We start from the raw sequence: 26687 nt of genomic DNA, 5'->3' as shown, positions 1-26687 counted from the left end.
GTCGATCGGATGGTGACCATAACTTAGATGGAAGGTGTGAAGAGCATTGTTATTGGCGATTGGCATATCTCTGTTATTGACGTTCTCTTTCATAATCGTTCAGAGCATTTTGAAAGTAGTAACTCAAGTTGATGTCGAGAAATCAACAATCATTTTTTGGGGAATGACCGTAATTGTAGTATCTGTACTATCTCTATGGTATGGGGAGCAGTATATTTACAAAATACCAGAACGCGTCATGCCAGTTATGACATTATTCTTCATTGTTGCAATCGTAAATGTATTCTTGGCTCAAAGATCAGGATATCGTCCGATCGGGATTTACGATACCATTCACTTTTGTTTAACTTACCCTCTGCTTGAAGAGATGGTATTTCGAGGATTAGTGCTTCCGCTATTAAGCAGCAGCTTGCCCACAAGCTCATCTTTAACCATAATGGGGTTATCTGTTACCCCTGCTGTTCTGATAACAGCTTTTCTTTTTGCCATCTGCCACCTTCAATATTATAGGTTGTCACGCATGAGTATCCGATTTATGCTATTTGCATTCTTTGGCGGTATTTTCTTCGGCATAATCGCTGATCATACCCATTCCATATGGTTGCCTCTTATGCTGCATATCGAGTTTAATGTACTAAGTGTCTATTTTAGCAGAAGAAGAATGTCGGTAGGCAGTTGAAAAGGAGAATGATAGATGATATACCCAGAACTTGAAACGGAAAGATTGAGTATGCGGGAATTAACGATGGAAGATGCGGATGCCGTATATAGACATTTTTCCATCCCAGAAGTTACGAGATTTATGGAGATAATATTCAATCGCAGAGGCTGCTTAAGAAAATGGGATTTGATCAAACGAGTCAATTGAAGGACAATCTCATGTACTTTACATTAAGAGCAGCTATAGATTGATCCAAGGCGTAAGCTGTTGAAGTTCACATACGATTTGAGTAATATGCAGTGAAAATAGGAGTGATCCCTGATGAATCAGTTGGATAAACGATACCCCATTGGTAGCTTTGAGCACACCGGAGAGATTTCGTCTTCGCAACGCGATCTTTGGATCAACGAGATTGAAGAGTTCCCTGTCAGACTGAAGGATGCCGTAAGAGACTTATCTGAAGAGCAGTTAGACCTGGAATATCGCGAAGGTGGATGGACAATACGCCAAGTTGTACACCATCTTGCAGATAGTCATATGAATAGTTTTATCAGATTCAAGCTTGCTCTTACGGAAGATACACCTGAGATTAAGCCCTATTATGAAGAACGATGGGCTGAACTGCCGGACTCGGTACATACAAATATCCAATTATCGATTCAGTTGCTCGAAGCATTGCATCAGAGATGGGTTGTGTTACTGCGATCGTTATCTGAGGCTGATTTTCAAAAACAGTTTTACCACCCGGGTTCCAAAGAAGTAATTCGATTAGATTATAATGTGGGATTGTACGCTTGGCATGGCAATCATCATATCGCCCATATTACCGGATTGAGAAAAATACATAATATATAAGTGTACATGATGCAAGAAGATGAAACGTATCCAAGTAACCGTACTATCGGGTTATCGGGGTACGTTTTCTATTTGATAGAGGAAAATGAGAGTGAGGATCGAACATGTTCTATAGGAATATAATGGGTATCGATGGCCAGTGAGTGTTGCCACTTCATGGAGGACGAATATGGAACTGTTGGTTGTTGGTGATGTGCATGGTTCACATCCAGACAGCGTGTTGTGGAATCGAGGGAAACTCAAGAATATTGGTAAATTGCAAATTATCGGACACACGCCTTGCAAGTTAGGGAAAGCGGAATTTGATCGTATAAGCAGTACGTTGATTACAGGGGCATATCGACCTGTTGGGCTTACAGCAGTCAAAGAGGATCAAGATGGCGAAATCGAAGAAATCATATTCGAACCAACGCTCTTGATTGATGTGATGAGCGAGAAAGGCTGAAGGTGTAATCATGAATAGAACTGTAATGTTTCCCGATCCATCGCTGCATCCTGAGTGGATACAACCGCATAGCCCTGAGTGGTATGCAGAGCTGAATGATATCGTAGGAGAATACCAGTATCCGTGGAAATCTACCTTTGAAGAGCCAACAGCGGAAATGATTTATGAAAAGGAGATAATGTCGCATCTCACTAGTGATTCACGGATATTAGATGTTGGATGTGGGCACGGTGAATTTACTAGACGTTGGAATCATAGAGTGAAGGAAGCTGTTGGGATCGATAATCGAGAGAATTTTATCCGACAAGCGCGGCAGCTTAATGAAAGTGAATCGGTACATTTCATGCTCGTAAATGTGGAGGATGCATTGCTGCCCTTTGGAGACAACACGTTCGACCTCGTTTATACGAAGAAAGGGCCTTGGTTATACGAGGAGGCATCTCGAATTCTAAAGCCGAATGGGATGATGATGGGTTTATATCATGGAGGGACAGATGGTGGGCTTAGAAGCCTGTTCCCTGGATTGTTTACCCCGCTATCTTATGATCCTTACGATTTGGATGATTTGGTCACGAGATATCAGTTTCAGCGAACAGCCGGATTGACCGATTTTCAGGTTCAACTGGTTGAGGAAGTAGAGTATTTGACAAGGCCAGAAGATGTGCTCATGAAGAAGTGCTTTGGACAGAGGAAGGAAGTTCGTGAATATGTCTGGTCAGCTTGTCTTCGGGGCGTTGAACAGGTATTTGCAGAGCATGCAACTGACAAAGGATTAAGAGTAATCAATTTTCATTATGTAGTTAAGGCAAGAAAATCGTGACAGGTAACTCCGTTTACATGAATGGCAGAATCATGACCAGCTGCTAGTTGGACAGACTGATGTGGAGTATCAAGAGTGAAACAAGATGAAGAATATATCATGTGCATGGAAAATGCATGGCAAACTCTTATTTTTAATCGATTCGTGAGAATCGATTTTTTTTGTTCTATTTTGTCCCACGCAATAAAAATCGATTTACATAAAATAAAAGGAGCGATAGCGATATTGTTCAATCGCTAGGTAGTAGATTCCTATTACATGGTACGTTTTCACAATCTATCAGGAACTACTTTCCTGAGGGAGGGAAGCTGGATGTCAAATCCCAATATACCGAACATTACACCCCAAATAAGTATTACTAGAGACGATGCAATCAATTTATTGCTTATTTCAATGGCTATGGAAGAACTCTCGCTTAGTCATCTAGTGAACGCGGAGGCAGAGAAAATTCAATATGTCCTTGGGACGCTTCCTGGGTTAGAAGCTCCTGCAACGATTAGCGATGTATTGCAAACCAATGCCAGCGTTCGCAGCGTGTTGGCGGCGACGATTCAAAAGGAATTGATTATTGAGGACAAACTGGAGCAGGTACTGAATGCGGCAGCTGCTCCGCAAATGGGGGCGACGGGGGCTACTGGCCCAACAGGGCCTACCGGCTTATCGCCTACCGGAGCTACCGGAAGCACGGGGGCAACAGGCGAGACTGGTTCAGCGGGGGCATTGGGCCCGACAGGGCCAACTGGGCTGACCGGAGCGACAGGGGCAACTGGATTAACAGGTGGAACTGGAGCCACCGGGGCTGCGGGTACGGCTGGATCAACAGGCGAGACTGGCCCTACAGGGGCCATCGGAGCGACTGGTGCAGCTGGAGCAACGGGAACGACCGGGCCAACAGGTGTTACTGGAGCAACGGGCGATACGGGTGCAACAGGAGCAACAGGAGTCGCCGGTGCAACCGGAGAAACGGGAATTACCGGGCCGTGTCCGGTTTGTCCACCAGGGCCGACCGGAGCGACGGGTCCTAATGGGGTTGGCGCTACAGGAGCAACGGGAGCGGCAGGTGTGACTGGAGCAGTCGGTGCGACTGGAAGCACCGGAGCCACCGGAGTAGCTGGAGCCACCGGAGGCTTGATTACGGTGAACAACGCCGACTTTGTCACTGTCGGAACACAAACGGTAGCGGACGGCGCTCCGCTTATATTAGAAACGAATTTAACTGTAAATGGTACATTAATCACACATGTACCTTTGACACCCACAATCGTACTTGCTCCAAATCATACGTACTTCGTTGATTACGAGACGCAGGCTACGACTGCTGGAACGACAGCATCCGCGACTCTGCAATTCAATGGAATTAATGTCATCGTCACGACTGCAAGTTACGATACCGTTGCAGGTGTAATCGTAGAGTTGTCCTCACACACGATCATTCAAACCGGGGGGACTCCAGGTACGTTAGAGCTTATCAATACGTCAGGTGTGGCAACGGATTTTACGAATGTGTCGATATCGGTAATTGCTATATTGTGATTTATAGATGAGGCTCAGTATTTTCCCATATGGCGAGCACATCAGCTATGATGGTAGGTCTCTTATTATGGCACTTCATAAGGGGTGAGTGAAATGTCGCAAGCAAACATACCCAATATTACACCTACTATTTCGATTTCCAGGGATCAAATAATTCCTCTATTGCTCTCTTCGATCGCATTGGAGGAATTAGGGCTAAGTCATATTCTTAACGCTGAAGGCGAGAAAATTCAATTTGCATTGGGAACAATTCCAGGCTTGACCACAGTGCCTACAATTCCAGAACTGCTAGCGCTGAACAGCAGTACACTAGATACATTAAAAGTGGTCGTGCAGCAGGAAATTGTGTCACAGATGAAACTCGATAGAATTGTAGAGGGGCTTGTTCCCTTGCTAAGCTCTGGTGCTACGGGATCCATAGGATCCACAGGGGTTAATGGACCGACTGGTGCAACTGGGGTTACAGGTCCATCTGGAGCAACTGGGCTTACTGGCATCACAGGGCCTGTCGGTGCGACTGGAGCAACTGGAGCAACCGGTTCTTCTGGTGTAACCGGAGCAATCGGCACGATAGGTGCTACTGGGCCAACAGGTCCAACGGGAGCGACCGGAGCAACGGGCTCGATCGGAGCAACCGGCACTACAGGCGTGATAGGTGCAACTGGCTCTACTGGTCTAGCCGGATCAATCGGGCTCACTGGTAATACAGGAGCTGCAGGTCCGGTCGGTCCTACTGGCCCTACCGGTATAACAGGCAACGCCGGCCCTGTGGGCCCTACAGGTGTCTGCCCTACTGGCTGCCCAACGGGAGCGACAGGGGCAACAGGAATACCGGGTTCAACCGGAGCAACGGGAGCAACGGGTGTGATCGGAGATGTGGGTTCCACTGGAGCCACCGGAGCGACAGGGGCAACAGGGGTAACTGGGGCGATGGCGCTAGCTACGGCGAATTTCGCGAGTATCATTACACCTGGACCTGCTGGAACGTTAGGATTTTTGGAGTTCGCTACGGCAAGATTGCTGAGCGGCAGCTTAATCTCGTTCACTCCGGGTTCGAGCACGATATTGCTTCAACCCGATCATACGTACTATATCGTGGCACAAGTTGATATTGATGCGAGCAACCCTTCAGGAGGACTCGATGTGATTCTGACTTTTAATGGGGAAAGCATCCTAACGATATTTATGAGTACCGTTGCGGGGGATTTCGCAACGTTAAAGGGGAGCGTTATCGTGAATGCACCATCCGGAGCACCGTCCAGCATCATGCTGTTCTCACGCTCCAACAGCAATCGAAACGTAAATATAAGCATTATTGCGCTAAATTAGCAATCTGATGATGTCAGCAAGGGAGTGAGAAATCGTGTCGCAAGCCAATATCCCTAATATTACGCCGAATATTTCTGTGTCGACGAACGAAGCGGTGAATTTGCTGTTAGCCTCAATAGCGTTAGAGGAGTTAGGACTAAGCCACATTGTTAATGCGGAGGCAGAAAAGCTCCAATTCACGCTAGGAACGCTGCCGGGATTAACTACGCCTGCTACAGTGAGTGATGTACTGGCAGTAAACGACAGTATCGTGAATACGTTGCGAGAAGCGATTAAGCTCGAATTCGTGCTTAATAACAAGCTGGAAGAGGTGCTGCAGATACCAGTCGGTACAAGAGGGCCAACCGGAGCAACCGGAGCAGCGGGCTCGACGGGTTCAACTGGCGCAACCGGAGCTACTGGCCCTACTGGGTCAATTGGGGTGCCCGGAGCGACCGGAGCAACGGGCGATACAGGTGCAGCTGGCATTGCTGGATCGACGGGCTCAACCGGAGCTACTGGCAGTACGGGGGCGGGAGGCGCTGCAGGAGCAGCTGGTTCTACTGGGGTAACCGGAGCAACTGGACTTCCTGGCAGCACAGGCTCAACGGGGCCAACCGGAGCAACCGGAGCAACTGGCGCACAAGGTGCCGTAGGTATCACAGGTAGTACAGGCCCAACTGGCGGTACAGGCCCGATTGGAGCGACAGGCTCAACTGGGCCAACTGGAGTATGCCCTTGTGTTACTGGGCCAACCGGAGCGACTGGGGCAAGTGTGACTGGAGCAACAGGAGCTACAGGGGCGACCGGAGCAACCGGAAGTACCGGGGCAACAGGGGCAACTGGAGCAGCCGGAGCGACCGGAGCAACCGGAGTGCAGATTACGGCGAACAACGCATTCATCCGTTCCCCTGGTTCTATTCTGGTTGCGTCTGGCAGCGCAATTCCATTCGAGGAGAATTTCACGTTGAACGGCACCTCCATTACGCATACTCCTGCCTCGACGGATATCGTGTTGGCACCGAATCAAACCTATTATATCGCCTACCGGACGAAGGCAGAGCTGCTCACAGCGGGTAACATTACCGCACATGTTGCTCTGCAATTGGACGGAACGACGATTCCGGGAACAGATTCACAGATGCAGTCCTTGCCAGGAGCTTCTCAAGCCATTACGTCATTGTTATCGAATACGATCATTAATACAGGAGCTAGTTCAAGTATTCTGACTTTAGTTAATCTTGAACCCAATGATAGAACCTTCGACCAGACGTCGATTACGATCATTAAGCTACAATAGCAGCTGGGGGCGAATAGAGATGGGAAGCAGTGCGAATATCGGTTGTTCGGCCGGCTGTGGATCGATTCCGGTCAATGGCGCCCCTGCGATGTTATCAGTCATTGTCCAGAACGGTACCTCCATACGGCTGCAAGGAATGACAAACATTCTTCTTGATGCGAGTAAAGCTTATTTAGTCGAATATAATGCTGATTTTACCACGGCATCGAGCAACCACATCATCGCTACAGAGCTTAAATTGAACGGAAAGCTAATACCAGGGTCGCAAAGCTTCTCATTTCCTACCACAATTCCATTCGGACAAAATACGCCTACTGCGAATGCGACCGGAGGAGCTATTTTCAACACTCCTTCCAGTCCGAACCCGAGTATTTTGCAGCTGATTGGCTTTTCACCAGTTGAAGCTTCTGGATCGAATTTTAGCGGCGTTAACATACGTGTGACGGAAATCGACAATTTTGCATCTGCTGGGGTGACAAGGAATAACGCTGCAATTTTTAGCTATGGCTATGAAAATGTAGGGCCGGTTTCACCGGTTCCCTTCTTAGCGGCGAAGGTGACGAATGGCAGCGGCATAACGTTCTCTACGAACAATCGGACAGTGATTGATTTGGCTCCGAATGCAACCTACTTTGCATCCTATAGCTTCATCGAGAGTCCATTAATGGCTAACTTGTCTGTCCTTGTTCAGTTGACATTGAACGGGATTCCATTGGATCAGAGCTTATCGGTCGCCCCATCATTAGCGGACGGAGTATCCCGATCAGGTGGAGCGGGCAGCGCCGTATTCAATACAGGGCCAGGAACTAATAAACTGCAGCTTATGAATATGAATGTACAGGAGATTAAGTTTGTCTCTGCAAATGTAAACATTATCCAAATTGGTTAAACAAATTTCAAGTTCTACATCAGTAGTTTTTATTACTCTTGTGGGATGATTTCTGAAATGGAACAAGGTCGAGTTTAGGAGAGCGGTATCCTCCGAACTTGGCCTTGTTCTTTTTGTTGCCATATGCGTATACCTCTTATTTTTGACGTGAGATCAAGGTCATGGAAGCGAGTGGTCTCCCGCAACAAGTATTGTCATGTTGGATGGAATCGTGTTGGCGAATATTGGCAAGGCAAATATAATAGAGACAAGGATATTCATTGATGAGAGGAGGGGAGGAATGCGCACGATAAAAATCATCTTTGTTGCGGCTATGTTCCTCGTAATTACCTCTTGCACCTTTCTGAAATATGATCAGCTCTTTATTGTTCAGCAAGGCGATACAGCAGACGTTCCATTTCAGGAAAAGAAGAATGGCAGAGTTACCGTTGTTTACAATGGAGCTACTGTAGATTTTGTTGTGTCGGCCAGAGGACTTCAGGCAGGGAAGGGATATAACATATCGGTAGCAGATGCCAATGAGAAAGGGGTAATGTTTGGCCCGAAAGAAAATGTAGTGATACGGCTAGGAACCATCGAAGATGAAACGATATTTAAGTCGAATGGAAAAGGGAATCTGTTTGTTTCCATGATCAATCCCGTTCGAATTGCTGAGGCCCGAGAAATGGTGCTGCAGATTAAGGCTGCAGATGGAACAGAAATCATAAAGTCCCGCCCATTTCGGTTGGAAAATTGAGAGACTATAGTTGAGGCGGAGGATTGAAAATTGTTTGTTATGCGTAAATTTAGACGTACGGGAGTAGGTCAGATTGCAGCGGAGCATATATTTCAGCAATATGGCGGCGAGTGGGAACTGCATCAATTAGAGAATAACGTTCCCGCACAGAGGTTCTGGGACAAAGTTATCGACGAGATATCTAATGGCACAATAACGGTAAAAATGGAGAACGGAAAAAGATATCAACGCTTTGCCTGCAAGTAGTTGTACAGGTTGTGCTGGTTCGTGTTGGCTATATGACGTAGCAGAGAATACGCTTGGAATGCGGGGAACATGTGGACAAAAATCTTAGTGAGGTGGGATGTTGATGGCAGCGAACATAGTGCAGCTCATTGATTATCATGTATGGGCGAATGCTAGAATCATGAATCATCTTGCCGGATTACCTAGTGAAGCTTTTATCAAACCAGTGGATCTTGGATTCGCAACGATTGCAGCTGTAATCCATCATATGATGTCTGCTGATGCCCTCTGGTTTGCCCGGATTAGGGGAGATCGCACATCTCCTGAGGAGGGTAACCAATTTGCTTCGCTTCAGGAAGCAATTGATTACATGAATAACATATACACTCAAATGCGTGCATATGTAGGTTCGATTCCTGATCCAGAGAAGATCATGACCTACCGAACACGGAGGGGAGTAGAGGTTCACAACACGATTTCCGACATCGTGTACCAAATCGTGAATCACGGTTCTTACCATAGAGGCAACATTTCTATCATGCTAAGACTGTTGGGACACGAAGGGGTATTGACTGATTACATTGCTTACATCCATTCGAGGGAACAGAAGTAGAAACGTATGTTGACTATAGATTCGAACATTGAGGTGAGAGAAATGATCGTAACAGAGTCAGTCCGCATTCCAAAGCATATCGCCATTATGATGGACGGGAATGGAAGGTGGGCCACGAAGCGGGGATTGCCCCGGACGGCTGGGCATTATGCGGGAATGAAAGCCATGAGAAAAGCAATTCGAAATTGCAGCGCTATAGGGATTAAGTGTGTGACGCTATATGCCTTTTCAACGGAAAATTGGACGCGTCCTGAGGAAGAAGTCAATTATTTGATTCACTTACCCAAACTATTTTTTCAAGACGAAATGATTCGGGAGCTAGTATCGAATGACATATGTATTCGATTTATTGGTGATTTATCTCGTTTTCCAGCTTCCATACAAGACATTATGCAGCATGCAGTTGAACTGACTGCAAATCATACAGGGATGATTGTGAACTTCGCTATGAATTATGGAGGTAAGGCGGACATTGTTCAAGCAATTCAGCGATGTATTCGAGATGGGATTGCCTATGAGGATATTACAGAAGAGAATTTTCAAGTATTATTATACACGAAGGATTGGTCTGAACCTGAGCTTGTCATCAGAACGAGTGGAGAGCGAAGATTAAGTAATTTTCTGTTGTGGCAGTCGGCTAAATCAGAGCTTATGTTCATTGATAGTCTATGGCCGGATTTTAACGAAGCACATTTGAAACAGGCGATAGTGGAGTACCAAGAGCGGCTGCAGAGAGCGTAATTAATATGAGGAATGTCAGGACATCCTGCTTATACAAGGAGGTACTCGTATGTCTTATGAACCCAACAGATTTACCAAATATCCGATGGTGCAAATTCCAGGCGGAGAGGAAGATTTGCGAGATGATCGCAAAAAGCTTCAATGGAAAGTAACCATTCCACCCTTTCTTCTTGGAGCTTATCCGGTTACGAACGGGTTATATGAGGCGGTTGTAGGAGAATCGGATACCGCTGCTAATTCTTCACATTCTCATCACATGCCCGTAGTGAATATTTCGTGGAAGGACGCTGTTGTCTTTTGTAATCTACTATCACAAAGATCCGGATTGACGCCATGCTACTCGATAGGGAGCGATGGGGAGACGGTTCAATGGAATGTGGAGGCAGACGGCTATCGCCTACCGAACGAAGCAGAGTGGCAATATGCATGTAAAGCAGGGAATTCTGGCTACCAGTATGGCAAGCTAGATCAGATTGCTTGGTACAATGATAATTCACAAGGCTTGCTCCATGAGGTTGGGAACAAGGAGCCGAATGCATGGGGATTGTACGATATGCTCGGCAATGTATGGGAATGGTGCTGGGATATTTATGATGAGCAGGTGTACGGCTCTTATCGAGTCTTTCGAGGTGGAAGCTGGGCTGAAGAAGCAAGAGGATGTGGAGCAACCTGCCGTCGGCGCAGCCATCCCGCATTCCGTATCGAGGATCTTGGATTCCGCCTAGCAAGGTCGTTGAACCGTTAGCACCCCTGTGTGATGCAAGCGTATGATGGCAGCTGTATTCAGCATGAATGAGAAGGAATAGCGGATTGAGCGAACATGTGGAGGTTCAAATGGGAAATTACTGGTTGCTGCTGGTGATTATTGCTTCATTATCGCATGCATTCTGGAACATCATGTTGAAGCAAAGTGAGGACAAAACGATATTTCTGTGGTCGCTACGGGTATGGTCTGTCATCTTATTTCTACCCGTTAGTATAGTGTTGTGGCCTATGGACGAACACATAACTTGGGAATGGGTACTTATGGGGCTCGGTAGTATTTTGCTCCATAGCTTCTATGCCCTTATCCTCTCTAAGGCATACGAGAAGAATGACTTTACCTTAACATATCCTATAGCTAGGGGGCTAGGCCCGCTAATCGTTGTGGCAGTTGGGGTTATGCTGCTCAAAGAACCTTTTACATGGATGAGTATCGTAGGAAGTGTACTTATTTTTACAGGGATCTTTGTGTTGTACACTGGTCTTGGCCGCGGGGGACAGTCGATTCGTTCCATGTTCACTTCGCCCTATCCGCTACTAGTCGGCCTTTCCATTGCTGGTTACACCTTATTCGATAAGCTGGCGGTCTCTATCATACACCCGGTATCCTTAAATGTAATCGAAAATATGGGACAGGTGCTCTTACTAGGGAGTCTGCAAGTGAGAGGGTGGGAAAGAGTTCGTACACATTGGAAAAAATACTGGGGCAGTATGGCGATTGCAGGGGGATTAGCTGGATTATCGTATGTTCTCGTATTGATCGTTCTGACTGAAATTCCTGTTAGTTATGTAGCGCCAGTGCGAGAAACCAGCATTGTTATCGGCTCCTTCCTTGGCATTTATTTCTTGAAGGAACGATTTCAATCGCAGAAAATATGGGGGGCCGTTCTTATTTTTGCTGGTGTAGTGTGTATTGTGATGTGAGAAAGCTTATTTTCATTAATGACACGACTGGGAGGAGTTATGGAGGAAGTAATTACAACGATATACATGGTTCGTCATGGAGAATCGCCTAAGACGGAAGGAACTGAAAGATCGCGTGGCTTGACAGAGAAAGGCAAGGAAGATGCTCGTATTGTCGCGGATATCCTACAAGAAGAGGGGATAGATACGTTCGTATCTAGTCCATATTCGAGAGCAGTCCTCACTTTGGAAGGTCTGGCGAAGTCCCAAGGGAAAGAGATTCACGTCTTTGAAGATTTGAGAGAAATGGTGTTTGTCCCTGGTGATCGCATTGTAGCGAACGATGAGCTGTATCCTGTGGTCAGAAGGCTGTTTGCGGATGCCGCTTATTCGCTGCCTGGAGGAGAAACGATTGCGGTTTGTCAGGAGCGGGCTATGCGTGTATTACAACAAATCGTACATACCCATAGAGGCAAAAAGATTGCGATTGGCACGCATGGAGCTATCATGACATTGATGATGGGCGGCTTCGATAGTCGATATGATGTAGATTTTCTGTTCCAGACTTCTAAGCCCGACATTTACAGAATGGAATTGAATGAGAAAGATGAGTGTATAGGTGTTCAGAGAATGTGGAAGGTTGCTGCACGTTGAGCTATGAAGTAGAGCAGTATTAACAATCACTTAATCAAAACGAGTTCCTTGAACATGTTAAAATAATATGTTGACACGGATTATCTGGAGCGATAGAATCGATTTGAACATGTTAAACAATAGAGGGGAGGTGTTTATGATGGACAAAACAAAATCTGCAATACTTCATTCCGCGCTGACCCTCTTTCTTGAAAATGGATATAAAAAAACCACAATACGGGAAATTGTAAATCACTCAGGTGTATTGATTGGCAGCATCTACTATTACTTTAAAAACAAGGATGATATATTTCGCTCATTGATTGTGGATCTTTTTAGTTTAGTTGATGAATATACAAATATATATATATCGCCTATCAATAGCCCTGTATGCAAATATGCCGTTTCCTGCACTCTGGAGTTGTATATCGTTGATATGAACGAGCGCGCTGCAGAATTAATATTTGAAGGGTATAATTCTCCTAGCATATTAGATAGTTTGGTGAAGCACGCAGCAATGCGTTCGGAAAAGATATTTGAGGAATACAACCCTGCATTTAACTCTTCCGATTATCGCCGTCTGACATTGGCTATTAAAGGTGTAACCCGCAACTTTGTCGAAAATCGGTGGAGCAATGATTCATTTTCACTGGAATCCGTTATTGATACTTTGTTGGATATTAGCCTTCGTGCATATAACGTTCCGGCGGATGAAATAGTGCAGACCAAGCAATACATAAAAAACAATGAAGAACAAATTAGGAAGGCGGCAAATGCCTTGATCCACCAAGCCTTGCCGAGCAAATAATGAGGGTCTAACTGCACATCAGCGTTATACAACGCCTTGGGCAGTTTTTTTACCAATTAATTTGAACATGTTCAACGATCATTATCCCGAAAGGATGGCGGCTGGTCTAATGATGAAATAGAACAGATGGGCGTACATGCCGTCACTCATGCCTGAAACGATGATAATAAGAAGGGAGCAGTTGATATGAAGCTAGTAACTTTTGTCCTTAAAAATGACCCTACACAAACAGAAATCGTTGGCGCTTTGACCCAAGACGAACAGCAAATTGTTGAATTGCAAAAGGCATGTAAGATTCATACGGGCAAGCTGAGCAAGTATTTTGATAATATGATTGAATTTCTGACCGGTGCTGAGGAAGCGCGCGCTTTGGCTGCTGAATTGTTGGAAGATGCTGGTGCTGACTACAAGGTGAGTATGGAGGATGTGCAGTTATTGGCTCCGGTTCCACGGCCTCGTGTAATGCGGGACTGTGCCTGTTTTGAGGAACATCTTATTGGGTGTAATCGCCGTGGGCGCATGATGCAGGGTGAGGATCCCGCAAGTATTGACCCTGAAAGCGTTAAGCCGGATGCCGGCTGGTATGCCGAACCCCGTTTTTACAAAGTGAATGTCAATTCCATTGTCGGCCCCGGTGTGGACATCGCTTTCCCGGGCGGAGAGATGTTTAAGGACTATGAACTGGAACTGGCCTTCTACATTTGTAAGGAGGGCAAAAATATCAGCCACCACAACGCCATGGATTATGTTGGCGGCTACACCATATTTAATGATTTTTCGGCAAGAATGATTCAAATGAACGAAATGGCTCCAAATAGTTTCAATGTTGGACCCGGCATCGGCAAGGATTTTGCTAATGCAATGGGGCCTTGTATGGTGACGCCAGATGCTTTTGACTATACCGATGCAAAGATGACTGTTCGAGTGAATGGTGAGGTGCGTGGTGGCGGAAACCATGGTGCAGCTTACCACAAAATCCCTGATGTCATTGAATACATCTCAAACGCGACAACCTTATATCCTGGCGATGTCATTGCGACAGGAACAGTGGGAACAGGGGCTGGCATTGAAACAGGTATTCCATTGAAAATTGATGATGTTGTTGAATTGGAGATTGAAGGGATTGGCAAGTTAGCGAACCGGATTATTATTCCAGACGCCACCAAACAAAGGAATAAGGGCGAGGCGTTCAAACGCTTGGTGTGCGGGCCAGTTGATGGTAAGTCATCCTTTGTTATTGACGATTATCCCGACAAATGGAGAGGCGGCGCTTCTAAGAAGCCGACGGTTGATGTCTGGAGGATAAATGAAATGCCTGCGAAAGAATCGGCTACTGCCAATGTGGATATGGGGAACCTGCCTATCGAACATGAACCACAGGCCGGCAGGGGTCAATCCATTTTCCGACATGTTCCTCTTGATATTCCGCAAGGTCCTAGATTTGAGAATTTGCCACCTAATGTTCGGAATTTGCATAGAGGGATGTGGGTGGAGGCACACAAAACCATTGGCACTAAGTATATTCCCACCGAAGAAGATATGAAAAAACATGCGTCCATGCATTGGACTGAGACAATAAATATGTTCTTCTGTGCTGATGCAGAACTCGAATTGGTATCACTTAATGATTTGGATGATGCGCCCCTGAAAACGGGGGATGCACTTGTGCAGATGGCTTGTATGCATGGTTGGACAGGCACCGGGGTTATTGGTGGTATTCTGGCTTCTGCTGACATGAGCACCCACATACAACTGATTGACAAGCCCAAGCCAGCATTGGTATCCAAACTTAACCGCTTCAAGCGATATGTAGCTGCAAACATGAAGAGCAATGAAAAAGAAATTGGGATGTCGGATGTTGTGATAGATGACTATTCTCCGAATGAGAGTGAGATTTTCGACAATGAGGGAAAACAGATCGGCTATGCGGGTGACATTTGGCGGATGTTAGCCCCAAATGCAGATGTATCGGTAAGTGCTGATACGATTGTTGGTCCTATGGAGCCAACACCACCTAAAAATGGCATTACATTCCGGATGGTGGATTTGTTGCCCGGTTGCACATTTGAAACTGACGCCAGTTTCATGAGTTACTATTCGGTCATCATCGGCCAGCTGGAGGCTGTTTGTGATGAAGGCCGTGCCACAGTGCCGACCACGGGTGATTTGGTACAGTTGAAAAACGCAAGTCTGAAACTGGTAAACACGACCGATGAAATTGTGCGCTTTGCATACTACATGATCGATACCGAATAGCCGAAAGATGTAAAAATCGTTTTTGGTCTGTTTATTATCTCCCACCAGCAAGGAATGAGGGTTACAATCCATATACGGATGCGACGATTATCCAGCATTCCACCTAGAAAATAGAGCAGCATGTGTGAGGGATGACAAGGAGCATCGCAAGTATATAAATGATTTGTAAAGCACGATCAGAGTGAAAATATTCTTGCGTGTTCCATTGCAAATATCGAACATCATTCCGTGCTCCCGGCGGGCATTACGCTCAAAAGTTTGGATGCAGAAACAGACGTATATAAGCACAAGACCGTGCTGTGGAAAGGCTTCGATCACGATGGCCCAGTTTCCATAGATGATGTAACCATACAGAAGCAGAAAGCGATGCTATCTGCAACTCATATGAACCCATCCTTGCATATTGTTGCGGTTAATGAGGACGGGGAATTTGTGGCTTATTGCGGATTATGGTATAGTCCCCAAACCGATTATGCGTATGTCGAACCTGTAGTCACTATTCCGAGTTATCGGGGGATGGGACTTGGTGCTGCGGTTGTAGTAGAAGCATTAAAGCGCAGCAGTGTATTAGGAGCGAACAAAGCGTATGTCATTTCGGATCATCCCTTTTACAAGGCGATAGGATTTGTTCAGCATTCACAGTACTCCTTCTATTGGCACAATAACTAACGGACAGCGTACAGCGTAACGTAATCGTTTCATGCGGGTTTAGCAGTACAGATGAATGGGCTGGGCATATCATACATATTCATGTCATGAAGGGAAGGGCTGTGATTTTAGGGACGGCAAGCAGATGCGGGGAGCAGTGAGTGACCAGTTATTATCATTTTGTGCTACAACGACAGTAAGGGGATCGCATTGAAAAAATATATGGGAATCGGTAGGAAAGAAGGATAACGATGATTACAATAAGGTCAATTAAGGAAAATGAGCTGTTGGCATTAAGCCGACTCTATCAAGAGCTAATGGGGCAGCAGACGAACCAAGCGAAGCTGGAGCAGGTATACCGAACGATTCAGCATAATGAACAATACATCATTCTGGGAGCATTTGACGAGGAGCAGTTAGTAGGTTCCTTGATGGGCATTATTTGTCATGATCTTGTGGGAGATTGTAAGCCATTCATGGTAATTGAGAATGTGATTGTATCCCCATTGGTTCGCAGACAAGGTGTCGGTAAGAAGCTGATGCAGGAAATTGAAAATATGGCAAGACAGCGTGATTGTTACTACATCATCTTTGTATCTGGCGAGCAGCGCAAAGAGGCGCATCAATTCTATGAACGGCTCGGCTTCAAGGATGAGAAGGTAGAAGGGTATCGGAAGCATCTAACTTAGAGCGCTGATATCGTACATGAGAGAATGTTTTGGCAAATAAAGTGCGTTATTGTTACGATCTCACAAGGTAAGAAGAAGAAGCGATTCATGGCTGACTGTCTGAAGATTGATATTCACGTATTAATCATGAAACAGGAGTGATCTGGTATGGGTATGGCTATGTTTTTTTCTTTTTTATCTTTTGTCTTCTACATAGGAGCATTTGTCATCTCAATCTATTGTCTTGTTCTCTTTATTAAGCTAGCACGGCGGGGAATCAGAGCATTGGATCTGTACATTCAGGAAAAGGAAAACGGGATCGAATGAAAGGACAAATGAGTCCGCGAAGAGAATGGTGATGGGATTGCAAAACACAGCAGCTCTATATGGTGGAACAGAGCGGAAAGGAGCGATTCACAGATGAATGCATCACCTAGGCATACACTTGTTGCAGCCGTGATTGTAAGGAACAGCAATCATGACATTTTGCTCATTCGTGGTGCGAAGCGGGGATGGGAGATTCCAGCTGGACGGGTGGAAGAAGGGGAATCTATTACAGCTGCAGCCGTTCGCGAAGCTAGGGAAGAAACAGGCATCGACATTGAGATTATCAAGTACTGTGGACTATTTCAACATGTAAGGGATTCCGTGTGTACAGCGCTGTTTATCGCGAAGCCTATTGGAGGAATGCCCCAAACGTCCGAGGAAAGTGACGAGGTCGGGTTCTATTCTGTAGAGGAAGCGCGAAGCAAGATCACTTGGCCAGGGTTTCGAGATCAGATTGATCTCTGCTTGAATCAAGAGGAGCCATTCATGATAGAGTTTCATCGTTGATATTGAATTGATATGCATACCGATTCCTACGCACCATTTTACATCACGAAATGAGCAGGCGTATGAATGGAAAAATAAATTGGCTAAGAGAGAGGAGTGATTCAACATGACAACTTATCATTTCCACCCAATGACGAAGGAGCAGGCAGCTATCATTTGTACATGGAAATATGAGGGTATCTATTCCTTGTACAGTATGGATGGGGATGACGAGTCCATCAATGAGATGCTAGAAGAAGAATTCTATTATACCGTCGATGACGAGAATGAACTAATCGGCTACATCTGTATTGGCAACTCTGCACGTGTTCCGGGAGGCTATGCGGCTGGTATCTATGAAGATGAGCAAGCAATTGATATCGGACTCGGACTTCGACCCGACTATACAGGGCGGGGAAAAGGGGTGGAGTTCCTAGCTCAGGTTATGGACTACATTCGGAAGCTGAATCGAGGAGAGAAGATTCAATTGGTTGTCGCTGCCTTCAACGAAAGAGCGATTAAAGTGTATGAGCGTACTGGGTTTGTTAGGGGAATCTCGTTCACAAGTAAAATAGGGGAGCAGGACACTGAATTTGTAGTGATGAGATATTCTCTTGCATAGTAAAGCCAAATAGAGCGAGTGAAGGAATGATACAGCTTTTATGATTGAAGATTCGCTGCATGTCAACTGGCAATAGAATCGCAACTGGAGGGGATGCAATGCAAGCTACAGTGGTTACACTACAGGCCATGCAACTTATAGGATATCAGATTGAGGCCACGATAGAGGAGTTCGAATCGGGTCTTGGCAGGCGTACCTATCAAAAGCTAGTGACACAAAAAGATGAAATTCAATATCGCAACAATGATGATGTGCTTATGGTGCAGATCTATCCTGAGAAATCCGACTTTGATCCACTCAAGGATCGGTTTATTCAAATTTTTGGATATGAAGTGGCGAGTCTGGGAACGATTCCTCCGCAAATGATAAGCCATAACATCCCTGAGAGTAAGTATGTGACTTGCACACACTATGGTCTCGAATCCGAATTAAGTCGGACGTATGAGTTCTTATATGGCGAATGGATGCGTGAGACAGGCAATGCAGCGCGCTTCTATGATTTTGAGAAATGGGATGAACGTTACAAGCCTAACAGTCAGGACAATGAAATTGATATATTTATCGCATTGGTATGATCTGTTCCTTCGCAGATTCGCCATCTGCTTCGTGAAAATGGTATAGTAGAGATACTACTCTATTCGACGAAAAGGAATGCTGACAGATGAACTATAAAATGATCGTACTTGATTTGGATGATACATTGCTGCGTGATGATCGGACGATATCCCCGCGCACGAAGCAAGCGCTTCTTGATGCGCAAGCCGCCGGGGTGAAGGTAGTGCTGGCCTCAGGGCGACCAACCTATGCCATGATCGCCATTGCAGAGGAATTGGAGCTGGATCGATTCGGCAGCTTTATTTTATCGTTTAACGGTGCCAAGATTACGAATTTCTCGACGAAAGAAGAACTGTTCAGCAGTACACTGCCAGTAGAAACAGTTCGTGATATATACGCGCTTAGCCAGCAAGAGGAAATGTCTGTCTTGACCTATGTGGGCGATGATATTGTAACGGAAGCTTGCAATGAATACGTCGAGAAGGAATCCGAAATTACTGGCATGCCGATCTTGGAAGTGGATAGCTTCGTAGATGCAGTCCAACAGCCTGTTGTAAAGGTGTTGATGGTCGGGAATGCGGACAAGCTTGCCATTATCGAGAAGAAACTGCAGAAGCAGCTGGAGGGGCAATTAAGTGTCATGCGCTCTAAACCGTTCTTCTTGGAATTCACCGAGCATGGTGTGGACAAGGGCACGAGCCTTCATGAGCTGATTCAGAAATTAGGAATTCGGCAGGAAGAAGTCATTGCAATGGGTGACAGTTATAACGATGTTGCCATGATTAAGTTTGCTGGTCTCGGTGTAGCCATGGGAAATGCTCCGGCAGATATTCAAGCGTTAGCGGATTATGTAACGGATACGAATATGAACGATGGCGTAGCCAAGGTTGTTGAGAAGTATGTGCTTGGCGAGCTTGTTGCGAAGTAAGGGTCAGCGTATCGAAGGAGAACCTTGTGAGGGTTCTCTTTTTTTTATCACCCTTAAACTAAAAACTGAGATTTTGGTTCTGTCGGTAATTATGGTACCATTCATAAGATAGATTCGGTTACGATTGCCGTGCCAACAAGGAGTAAGTTGTAGATGATTGGCACGGTTACTATGACATATAGAGAGCAGGGTTGCAAGGAATGGAAGATAGACAACAACGATACCGCTTTAGCGAAGCACCAATATGGGATTTGCAGCGTGCATACTATGAACGCAAAGGGCTCAAGGCATGGAATAATGATCAAGTCCCCCAATACATCACAAGCAATCCGATGATTGCTACTGGATATGCGGACATTATATTCGGTTTTCTTCGGGATCGGGCTGAACGAGGAGAGCGCTCGGAACCCGTTTTCATTATGGAACTGGGAGCGGGAGCAGGAAGGCTTGCCTTTCATATTCTTCACAAGCTGTGTGAACTTCGTGATGATGCAGGAATCTCGCTGCCTCCATTCCGGTATGTAATGACGGATTTGGCAGCCAAGAATGTGGAAGGTTGGCGGGAGCATCCTCAATTGAAGCGCTTCGTGGAACAGGGGATACTCGACTTTGCCACATTCGACGCAGTTCATGATAAGGAACTGAATCTCACCATTGCTCAAGAAACGATTCGTCCAGGCGATTTGACACAGCCGCTGCTTATTTTGGCGAATTATTTCTTTGACAGTATCCCGCAAGAGCTGATTTATGTAGGGAATGGCGAGATCTATGAATGTGATGTTCTCGTTGAGTTCAAGGAAGAGGACGATGCTGTTCAAGTAGATCCGCTTAGAAATATGACGCTGACCTATGAGCATCGCCGTGCTCCGGCATACGAAGATGAAGCCTATCCTTATCGAGAAGTAATCGCGCTGTACCAGCAGGAGCTTGAGGATTCTCATGTCTTGTTCCCAGAGGTAGGATTGAGATGCTTGGATAGACTAAATAAGTTGTCCCAGCAGGGATTTGTGCTGCTTACTGCAGATAAAGGCGATCACAGACTGGATAACTGGAAGTTTAATGAACCGCCTGAAATCGTTCACCACGGCGGCAGCTTCTCACTGACAGCGAACTATCATGCGTTCCAATATGCATTTGAGCAGAGAGGCGCTCTGGCGCTGTTCCCGCCAAATCATTATAAGGATATTAATGTCGGTTGCATCTTCATGCTGGAGGATCCCAACAATTATGTGAATACCCGATTAGCGTATCGTCAAGGAATTGAACGATTTGGGCCGGATGATTTCTTCAGTCTGAAGGTATGGGTGGATCGGCATCTGGATACGATGGACTTGCAGCATATTTTAGCCTTCTGGAGACTAGGCGGCTATGACGCAGAATTCTTCATACAGAGCGCGAAGCAAATTTCAAGCTTGCTCCCTGATGCAAATGATGAGGAGATGCTCGATATTCAGCAGGGTATTCACATCATGTGGTCCGCTTTTTATTTCATGGAACAGAAGTATGACGTGGCTCTGGATTCAGGACTGATCCTCTTTGAAATGGGGATGTATGAGGATGCGAAGCAGTTTTTGGAGACGTCTGTAGCAAGTGATGATGATCCTGTTGCGACTGTAATATTCTGCTTGGCGATTTGCTGCTATGAGCTCGGTCAGGAGGACACAGCGCTGAAGTACACTCGCGAGGCACTTGTACTGGAGCCAGATCATGAAGAAGCACTGGAACTGCTGAGATGCTTCGAGTAAGGAAAGCTTGCTTCATGAATAGAGTATACGTAAGGTGAAGTAGCAGTGCATGATAGTAAGATGGGAAGAATTCCATGTACCATTTGAGGATAAAGGGAAAACGTTTATGATGAGCCGGATCAGTCGCTCCGTTGGAGGAGTGGACTGATCCGGTTATTTGGTTAGGACTTCTAGTAAGCGATTGCATATTGAGTGTATAATATTGTTAATTCGATAGAGAGGTGAGGGTGGTCACCGATGAACATATCTAACATTTCCAATGAAGAATATGAGTTAAGTGGATTAACGTTTAAGGGTCTTATGAATCAGCAGTATTGTGTGTTTGATTTTGAAGGAACCGGCATCGACCATCATCTCGACCATATTACTCAAATAGGTGCATTGAAGATGGATGCAAGGGGGATTCAGGAGGAGGAACCCTTTGTAACACTTGTGCGTTCGCCGAAGCCAATCCCTGAGCATATTGCAGAACTTACGGGAATCACGAATGAGGCGATTCATGAAGCGCCAGATTTTGCTCAGGTCTATGAGGCATTTACGCAGTTCATTGGCGAACGAATTCTCGTGACGCAGGCGGGTTATGAATACGATATTCCTCTGTTGCGCAAGGAATGTGAACTAGCCGGATTACCGATGATTAACAATGTCGTATTGGATACGAAGGCCATGTTCACGAACATTCATGCAGAGCTTGCCGATATCCCCTCAACTGATTTCCTCATCCAGTACTATCAGATTGACGATACGGACATAGCCAGACATGATGCAGTGGGAGACAGCGTTCTAATCAGTCGACTTTTCGTCAAGATTCTTGAAGAGTATAAGGAACGAGGACTGGATGATTTGATTATAGAAGATGCTCTGCGGGTGAAGAGGTTTAGGAGACCGTATTAAGGTCACTAGGGTTATATACATATCTATCATTGAGTAGTAAATTGCTGCATACGAGAAAGAGGAGATTGTAAGTATGTCCAAGGTTAAGTTGACGAATATGTGCATGATCTATAATCCTGACACAAATCAGGTGTTGGTGCAGGAACGTGTGAAATCGTGGAAAGGCCTTTCGTTTCCAGGAGGACATGTGGAAGAAGGCGAGAGTCTGGTAGATTCCACGATTCGAGAAGTGAGAGAAGAGACAGGACTTACGGTATCCGACTTGAAACTATGTGGAATCGTCTATTGGTACAACAATGAAACAGGCGATAAATACTTCGTCTTCAGCTATCGGACGAGTGTGTATGAAGGACAACTGATAGAGCGGACGGAGGAAGGCCCTATATATTGGGTGGACAAGGATGAACTGCCGAATTTGCCGCTGTCAGAAGGGTTGAAGGAGAGGCTCCCGATGTTTTGGGATGATAACCTCTCTGAGGCATTCGGGGTGTGGAATGAGCAGGATGCAGGAGTATTGAAGCTGCGATAAGAAGCTGCGATAAAGCAGATTCGAGCGAATCGTTGATAGCAGGTGCAGCCCGGTTAGATATTGCAGAACTTGTCAATGAATAGGATTGAACCTGATAAGAGTTAACAGGGTAGTCAGTCTCTGCAGAAATGATTTATTTATTGGTGTGCGGGTGTGTTATGACGAATCTGTGGGATGGGTATGCATAAAGGAGGCGGTAGAATGATTTACGTAGTTCGGCATGGTCAAACGGATGCTAATAAACATGGAAGAATTCAGGGGAGAATGGGACTCCCGTTAAATGAAATTGGGGTGAGACAAGCGAAAGAGCTGCGAGACATTCTTCAACCGATTACATTTGATTACGTATTCTCCTCGCCGCAAGAGAGAGCTGTGCAGACCGCAGAGATTGCGACAGGGATAAATCCCACAATTGATTCAAGACTGGATGTGTATGATTTAGGGGAAGCCGATGGTCTGCTAAAGAATGAGGTAAAGCTGCTAGGGGGGATTCCTGATCCCAATGTATATGGAGGAGTCGAAGAACCACGCAGTTATGCGAAGAGGGTATTTGCATTCATGAATGAGCTGATGGAGGACGAAAGTCTCCAAGAAGTGAATATTTTAATTGCTGGTCATCGCTGTACGACTGGATGCATTGGCGCGTATTACAATGGGGTGCCGGATGATTGGAACATCTTGAAATATTCATCTGGTAATGGCGAGTACAAGATGTATCCGTTTCAGGCTAAGCGAAAGGTGCATATTTAAACGTACGCGGAGCCCATACCTGTTAAGGGTTGCCGACACTTGGGGGAGCAAGTGATGTTGAGAACAACCATTTATGTCGATTGGAACGGACATCATATGAAGCTGACGTGGATTCCTTATGAAGAAGCACCGGATATTACGAAGTTCATCCGTTCTCTAGAGAGAATGAAACGACAACACGAATCTGGGTGAGCCGACCGAAGTTCCCTTCGCCATTCAGGAGTATGAATGAGCCTTGCTCGTGCTTCAAGAGGCTCTAGCAATTGATGCGTCTGTAAACTGAATAATAAGCATCAAAACGTGATCAAGAACATAATCAAGGACGTAATCTAGAACGTGATCAAGAACTTTATTAAGCATGTAATCGAACCCAAGCGTTGCGCAGTCTGCAAGATTGCAAAATGCTTGGGTTTAATCATGTAAGCAGCTCCCAATCGCTTATTGCGGGACTGATTAGTATTTCATTCATTGGATTAGCGATGTACACCATGACCTCAACGATCCAGCTGTACTTTATTGATCTGGCTAATCAACAATTTCCGTCTGCTAAAGATTTCGCATCATCGTTAGCTCCCGTATCTGTGAATGTCGGGATCGCAATCGGATCGGCATTGGGTGGCTTCGTTTCGACGAACATGAAGCTTATCGATGTCTCATGGGTTGGAGGAATTGTAGCAATCGCTGCCTCACTTCTCGCCTTTATTAGCTACTCGCTTGATCATAAAGCGTTATCGATGCGTGCGAAAAGCCTTCCTGTGCAGGGCCATTGTGATTCAAAATGTTAATGAAATGAATCGGCTGAAGGTTATTTTCATAACTAGTCAATAAAATAAGGACTATCCACAGAAGCGGGATTTGTAATCCTAACGCTTGAGGGGTAGTCCCTTTCGAATTTTACTAATTTTCAATTATAGGAATCGCGTAGGATGTTGAACGTTCGATCTCTTGTTGTTGTCGAACATGATGATCGATATCGAAACAACTGCCATTACAACAGCAGTGATGATCGCTGCCATTACGGATGATTTTACGATAAATACATTCGCTAAGGCGTTGGAACAGCTATGGAATAACACACAGAGCCAGACGCTATTGCTTATCTTTCGAATACATGCCAATGCGAAGCTTAGACCGATGATTTGAAAAGTAAATACAAGAAAACTTTTTCCGTATTGTCCTGTTCCTACGATAAAAAAGAGTGGCAAATGCCATACCGCCCAGATCACACTAGTTACAAGCGTTGCAGGAATAAAGGACATCCTCTTCTCGAGTGCGGGCTGCAAAATATATCTCCATCCGGCTTCTTCCAAGCCACCTCCAATCACCATCGCAGGTATCAAAAGCATGACATAATACCAAGGCATCACGATATCAACATCTGAAAGAAATCCTCGAATACCGAAATGGAGAAGCAAAAATAATGGCAGCAGTAAATACAACTTTAGACTATGCTTAACGTCAAAAAGATTGCGCAGCCATTCTCTCAAGGAAGAGACTTGCCCGTCTCGTTTTAAAACATAATACGAGACGATCGTAGGAGACCATCCTCCGATAAGAATAAATAGATACATCCACGAAGCTGTTTTGGTCGTGAACCCCGAGTAACCGAGAGCAATTGCGAGTCCGCCTGCAAGTGCCATCAGCATATAGGTGAAGAGAACAAACTTTACGTATGTCTCACTGCCTTTTATTCTGGTAGGTAACACATCATCCCTCCGTAGTCATTCATTCGACTTGTCCGAAATCAATTGCATTTGTTGAAATAGGAAAAATTTGCGCACTTAATCAAGTATATGAATATCTATCAATATTTCAAGGTCTATCTGCAAGTGTGCGCAGAAGGAGATTTAGAATAAGGGGCGAATGGAAGAAGATAGAATAAGGAAGCTGGTAAGCTGGAATCCTCTCATCAAGAGTAGAAAGGTAGAAATGAAATGACTGAAATCAATGAAATATTGGAGCAGCTAAAAGCGGTTGGTGTGCATCATCTGAAAAGCGATGCTGCTGTCATGCTGGAAATGTTACATAGCACACAGGATGCGGATACAATCGATACTCTGATCAATAAGCTATTGTCTAGCATGACAAGCAATAAACTGCAATCCATATTGCTTGAATGTCCTCACACTTTATTACATGAGCTGCCCATCGTTAAGCAAAAAATGAGCGTCATTGGTGAACGAGCGATGTATACTAGGGAACTTAGAGAACAGTTAGGCATATCTATTCCCGCCTATGAAGTTTGGTCCATAACGGAACCTAAGGCTATCGCGTTTCTCGCTGAAGTTATGAATAAGAGTAGTTATGATGCAGCAAAATTCCTTGACACTATGAAGATTGAACTGCCATCTCAAGTTGATAACATGTATACCGTTTACATGCTCAATAATGAGCCCGTAGGCGTCGTGTTTCCTCATATCGAACCAAATACGAATCAAGAAGGACGCCTATTTTGGATAGGCATTCATCCTTCGTATAAGGGGAAGGGATTGGGGAGAGGGTTACATACAATCGGGCTGTATCGTTTGCAGCATGATTTTCAAGCAAAATCGTACCTCGGGGCAACGCAAATCGAGAATGCACCGATGCGAAAGATTATGGAAGCCAATGGATGCGTGCAGCAAGCAACGGTGGTCTCGCTGAAGTATTCCATTGCATAACTCAAAGCGAGAAGGTGGAAATAAATATGATTCTCGAAATGGCCGCTTTACATATCATTCCGGGGCAAGACTCAGCGTTTGAGCAAAGCTTTAAACAGGCTTCCAAGATCATCTCTCGTATGAAGGGATACATCGATCATGAGCTGCAGAAGTGTATGGAGCAAGAGAATAAATTTATATTGCTAGTCAGATGGGAGACGCTTGAGGATCATACGGTCGGATTTAGAGGCTCTGAGGAATATCAGGAATGGAAGTCTCTCTTGCATCATTATTATGATCCATTCCCGGTAGTCGAGCATTACGAGAAGATCGAGCTCGGATAACGTTTACGCACATTGAGAATAAAGAACAGGCCTTTCGGAATATATATGCTTCACTAAAACTCGG

Annotated in this window: 33 protein-coding genes; 32 read left to right on the top strand and 1 reads right to left on the bottom strand. The window is 45.4% G+C overall.

What is annotated here, in order from left to right:
* Positions 1-163: 163 nt before the first annotated feature.
* The 30 genes from PBN151_RS08460 (at position 164) to PBN151_RS08325 (ending at position 24425) form a co-directional block, all read left to right on the top strand.
* Positions 164-679 (top strand): CPBP family glutamic-type intramembrane protease, encoded by a 516-nt coding sequence (locus tag PBN151_RS08460; protein ID WP_155987241.1) that lies wholly within the window; start codon positions 164-166, stop codon positions 677-679.
* Positions 680-694: 15 nt separating this feature from the next.
* Positions 695-868, top strand: a complete 174-nt coding sequence (locus tag PBN151_RS30675; protein WP_227774536.1) for a GNAT family N-acetyltransferase — start codon at positions 695-697, stop codon at positions 866-868.
* Between the two features lie 114 nt (positions 869-982).
* The gene (locus tag PBN151_RS08450; protein WP_139295307.1) at positions 983-1516 is read left to right on the top strand and encodes a YfiT family bacillithiol transferase; all 534 of its coding nucleotides are present in this window, start codon (positions 983-985) and stop codon (positions 1514-1516) included.
* A 169-nt stretch (positions 1517-1685) separates the two neighbouring features.
* Positions 1686-1961, top strand: coding sequence for a hypothetical protein (locus PBN151_RS08445; RefSeq protein ID WP_072728663.1), 276 nt, complete (start codon positions 1686-1688; stop codon positions 1959-1961).
* Between the two features lie 10 nt (positions 1962-1971).
* On the top strand, positions 1972-2781 hold the full coding sequence (locus tag PBN151_RS08440) for a class I SAM-dependent methyltransferase (protein ID WP_072728662.1): 810 nt from the start codon (positions 1972-1974) through the stop codon (positions 2779-2781).
* 312 nt (positions 2782-3093) lie between these two features.
* Entirely contained in the window at positions 3094-4314 is a 1221-nt protein-coding gene (locus PBN151_RS08435; protein WP_072728661.1) for a collagen-like triple helix repeat-containing protein, read from the top strand.
* Positions 4315-4407: 93 nt separating this feature from the next.
* Positions 4408-5643, top strand: coding sequence for an alpha-helical endospore appendage domain-containing protein (locus PBN151_RS32435; RefSeq protein WP_083545067.1), 1236 nt, complete (start codon positions 4408-4410; stop codon positions 5641-5643).
* A 34-nt stretch (positions 5644-5677) separates the two neighbouring features.
* Positions 5678-6922, top strand: coding sequence for an alpha-helical endospore appendage domain-containing protein (locus PBN151_RS08425; protein ID WP_083545066.1), 1245 nt, complete (start codon positions 5678-5680; stop codon positions 6920-6922).
* A 19-nt stretch (positions 6923-6941) separates the two neighbouring features.
* Positions 6942-7811 (top strand): hypothetical protein, encoded by an 870-nt coding sequence (locus PBN151_RS08420; protein ID WP_072728660.1) that lies wholly within the window; start codon positions 6942-6944, stop codon positions 7809-7811.
* A gap of 280 nt (positions 7812-8091) precedes the next feature.
* Positions 8092-8547, top strand: coding sequence for a hypothetical protein (locus PBN151_RS08415; RefSeq protein WP_072728659.1), 456 nt, complete (start codon positions 8092-8094; stop codon positions 8545-8547).
* A gap of 39 nt (positions 8548-8586) precedes the next feature.
* Positions 8587-8793, top strand: coding sequence for a hypothetical protein (locus tag PBN151_RS08410; RefSeq protein WP_175560668.1), 207 nt, complete (start codon positions 8587-8589; stop codon positions 8791-8793).
* A 103-nt stretch (positions 8794-8896) separates the two neighbouring features.
* Positions 8897-9385, top strand: a complete 489-nt coding sequence (locus PBN151_RS30375) for a DinB family protein (RefSeq protein ID WP_175560667.1) — start codon at positions 8897-8899, stop codon at positions 9383-9385.
* A gap of 6 nt (positions 9386-9391) precedes the next feature.
* Entirely contained in the window at positions 9392-10126 is a 735-nt protein-coding gene (locus tag PBN151_RS30370) for an undecaprenyl pyrophosphate synthase (protein WP_083545064.1), read from the top strand.
* Between the two features lie 49 nt (positions 10127-10175).
* The gene (locus tag PBN151_RS08400) at positions 10176-10871 is read left to right on the top strand and encodes a formylglycine-generating enzyme family protein (RefSeq protein ID WP_072728657.1); all 696 of its coding nucleotides are present in this window, start codon (positions 10176-10178) and stop codon (positions 10869-10871) included.
* A gap of 89 nt (positions 10872-10960) precedes the next feature.
* Complete coding sequence (locus tag PBN151_RS08395) at positions 10961-11812, top strand: SMR family transporter (RefSeq protein WP_072728656.1); 852 nt, start codon at positions 10961-10963, stop codon at positions 11810-11812.
* Positions 11813-11851: 39 nt separating this feature from the next.
* Positions 11852-12445, top strand: coding sequence for a histidine phosphatase family protein (locus PBN151_RS08390; RefSeq protein WP_072728655.1), 594 nt, complete (start codon positions 11852-11854; stop codon positions 12443-12445).
* Between the two features lie 136 nt (positions 12446-12581).
* Positions 12582-13232, top strand: coding sequence for a TetR/AcrR family transcriptional regulator (locus tag PBN151_RS08385; RefSeq protein WP_175560666.1), 651 nt, complete (start codon positions 12582-12584; stop codon positions 13230-13232).
* Positions 13233-13418: 186 nt separating this feature from the next.
* A complete protein-coding gene (locus PBN151_RS08380; protein ID WP_072728653.1) occupies positions 13419-15488 on the top strand; it encodes a fumarylacetoacetate hydrolase family protein in 2070 nt (689 codons plus the stop codon).
* 258 nt (positions 15489-15746) lie between these two features.
* The gene (locus PBN151_RS08375) at positions 15747-16157 is read left to right on the top strand and encodes a GNAT family N-acetyltransferase (protein ID WP_227774533.1); all 411 of its coding nucleotides are present in this window, start codon (positions 15747-15749) and stop codon (positions 16155-16157) included.
* 230 nt (positions 16158-16387) lie between these two features.
* The gene (locus PBN151_RS08370) at positions 16388-16825 is read left to right on the top strand and encodes a GNAT family N-acetyltransferase (protein WP_072728651.1); all 438 of its coding nucleotides are present in this window, start codon (positions 16388-16390) and stop codon (positions 16823-16825) included.
* Between the two features lie 399 nt (positions 16826-17224).
* The gene (locus PBN151_RS08365) at positions 17225-17638 is read left to right on the top strand and encodes an NUDIX hydrolase (RefSeq protein WP_072728650.1); all 414 of its coding nucleotides are present in this window, start codon (positions 17225-17227) and stop codon (positions 17636-17638) included.
* A 106-nt stretch (positions 17639-17744) separates the two neighbouring features.
* Entirely contained in the window at positions 17745-18239 is a 495-nt protein-coding gene (locus PBN151_RS08360) for a GNAT family N-acetyltransferase (RefSeq protein ID WP_072728649.1), read from the top strand.
* 59 nt (positions 18240-18298) lie between these two features.
* Complete coding sequence (locus tag PBN151_RS08355; RefSeq protein WP_227774531.1) at positions 18299-18814, top strand: GyrI-like domain-containing protein; 516 nt, start codon at positions 18299-18301, stop codon at positions 18812-18814.
* Between the two features lie 86 nt (positions 18815-18900).
* Complete coding sequence (locus tag PBN151_RS08350; protein WP_072728647.1) at positions 18901-19722, top strand: Cof-type HAD-IIB family hydrolase; 822 nt, start codon at positions 18901-18903, stop codon at positions 19720-19722.
* Between the two features lie 200 nt (positions 19723-19922).
* Positions 19923-21467 carry a hypothetical protein gene (locus PBN151_RS08345; protein ID WP_072728646.1) on the top strand — a complete coding sequence of 515 codons (1545 nt, stop codon included), beginning with the start codon at positions 19923-19925 and terminating at the stop codon, positions 21465-21467.
* A 237-nt stretch (positions 21468-21704) separates the two neighbouring features.
* Complete coding sequence (locus PBN151_RS08340; protein WP_072728645.1) at positions 21705-22361, top strand: 3'-5' exonuclease; 657 nt, start codon at positions 21705-21707, stop codon at positions 22359-22361.
* Between the two features lie 73 nt (positions 22362-22434).
* The gene (locus tag PBN151_RS08335; protein WP_021256409.1) at positions 22435-22890 is read left to right on the top strand and encodes an 8-oxo-dGTP diphosphatase; all 456 of its coding nucleotides are present in this window, start codon (positions 22435-22437) and stop codon (positions 22888-22890) included.
* A gap of 201 nt (positions 22891-23091) precedes the next feature.
* Positions 23092-23640, top strand: coding sequence for a histidine phosphatase family protein (locus PBN151_RS08330; RefSeq protein ID WP_072728644.1), 549 nt, complete (start codon positions 23092-23094; stop codon positions 23638-23640).
* A 54-nt stretch (positions 23641-23694) separates the two neighbouring features.
* Positions 23695-23832, top strand: a complete 138-nt coding sequence (locus PBN151_RS31165; protein ID WP_175560665.1) for a hypothetical protein — start codon at positions 23695-23697, stop codon at positions 23830-23832.
* 209 nt (positions 23833-24041) lie between these two features.
* On the top strand, positions 24042-24425 hold the full coding sequence (locus PBN151_RS08325; RefSeq protein WP_072728643.1) for an MFS transporter: 384 nt from the start codon (positions 24042-24044) through the stop codon (positions 24423-24425).
* Between the two features lie 123 nt (positions 24426-24548).
* On the opposite strand, the gene PBN151_RS08320 is transcribed toward PBN151_RS08325, so the two are convergent.
* On the bottom strand, positions 24549-25346 hold the full coding sequence (locus tag PBN151_RS08320) for a CPBP family intramembrane glutamic endopeptidase (protein WP_072728642.1): 798 nt from the start codon (positions 25344-25346) through the stop codon (positions 24549-24551).
* Between the two features lie 228 nt (positions 25347-25574).
* Between PBN151_RS08320 and PBN151_RS08315 the strand changes: the two genes are divergently transcribed.
* Positions 25575-26300 (top strand): GNAT family N-acetyltransferase, encoded by a 726-nt coding sequence (locus tag PBN151_RS08315; RefSeq protein ID WP_227774528.1) that lies wholly within the window; start codon positions 25575-25577, stop codon positions 26298-26300.
* A gap of 26 nt (positions 26301-26326) precedes the next feature.
* Entirely contained in the window at positions 26327-26623 is a 297-nt protein-coding gene (locus tag PBN151_RS08310) for an antibiotic biosynthesis monooxygenase family protein (RefSeq protein ID WP_072728641.1), read from the top strand.
* The last annotated feature ends 64 nt before the right edge of the window (positions 26624-26687 follow it).

Origin of the sequence: Paenibacillus sp. NAIST15-1 (genome assembly GCF_001894745.1) — a bacterium.
GTDB lineage: Bacteria > Bacillota > Bacilli > Paenibacillales > Paenibacillaceae > Paenibacillus_B > Paenibacillus_B suaedae.
The sequence above is the reverse complement of the archived record's forward strand: the minus strand, read 5'-3'. Positions and strand labels throughout refer to the sequence as shown.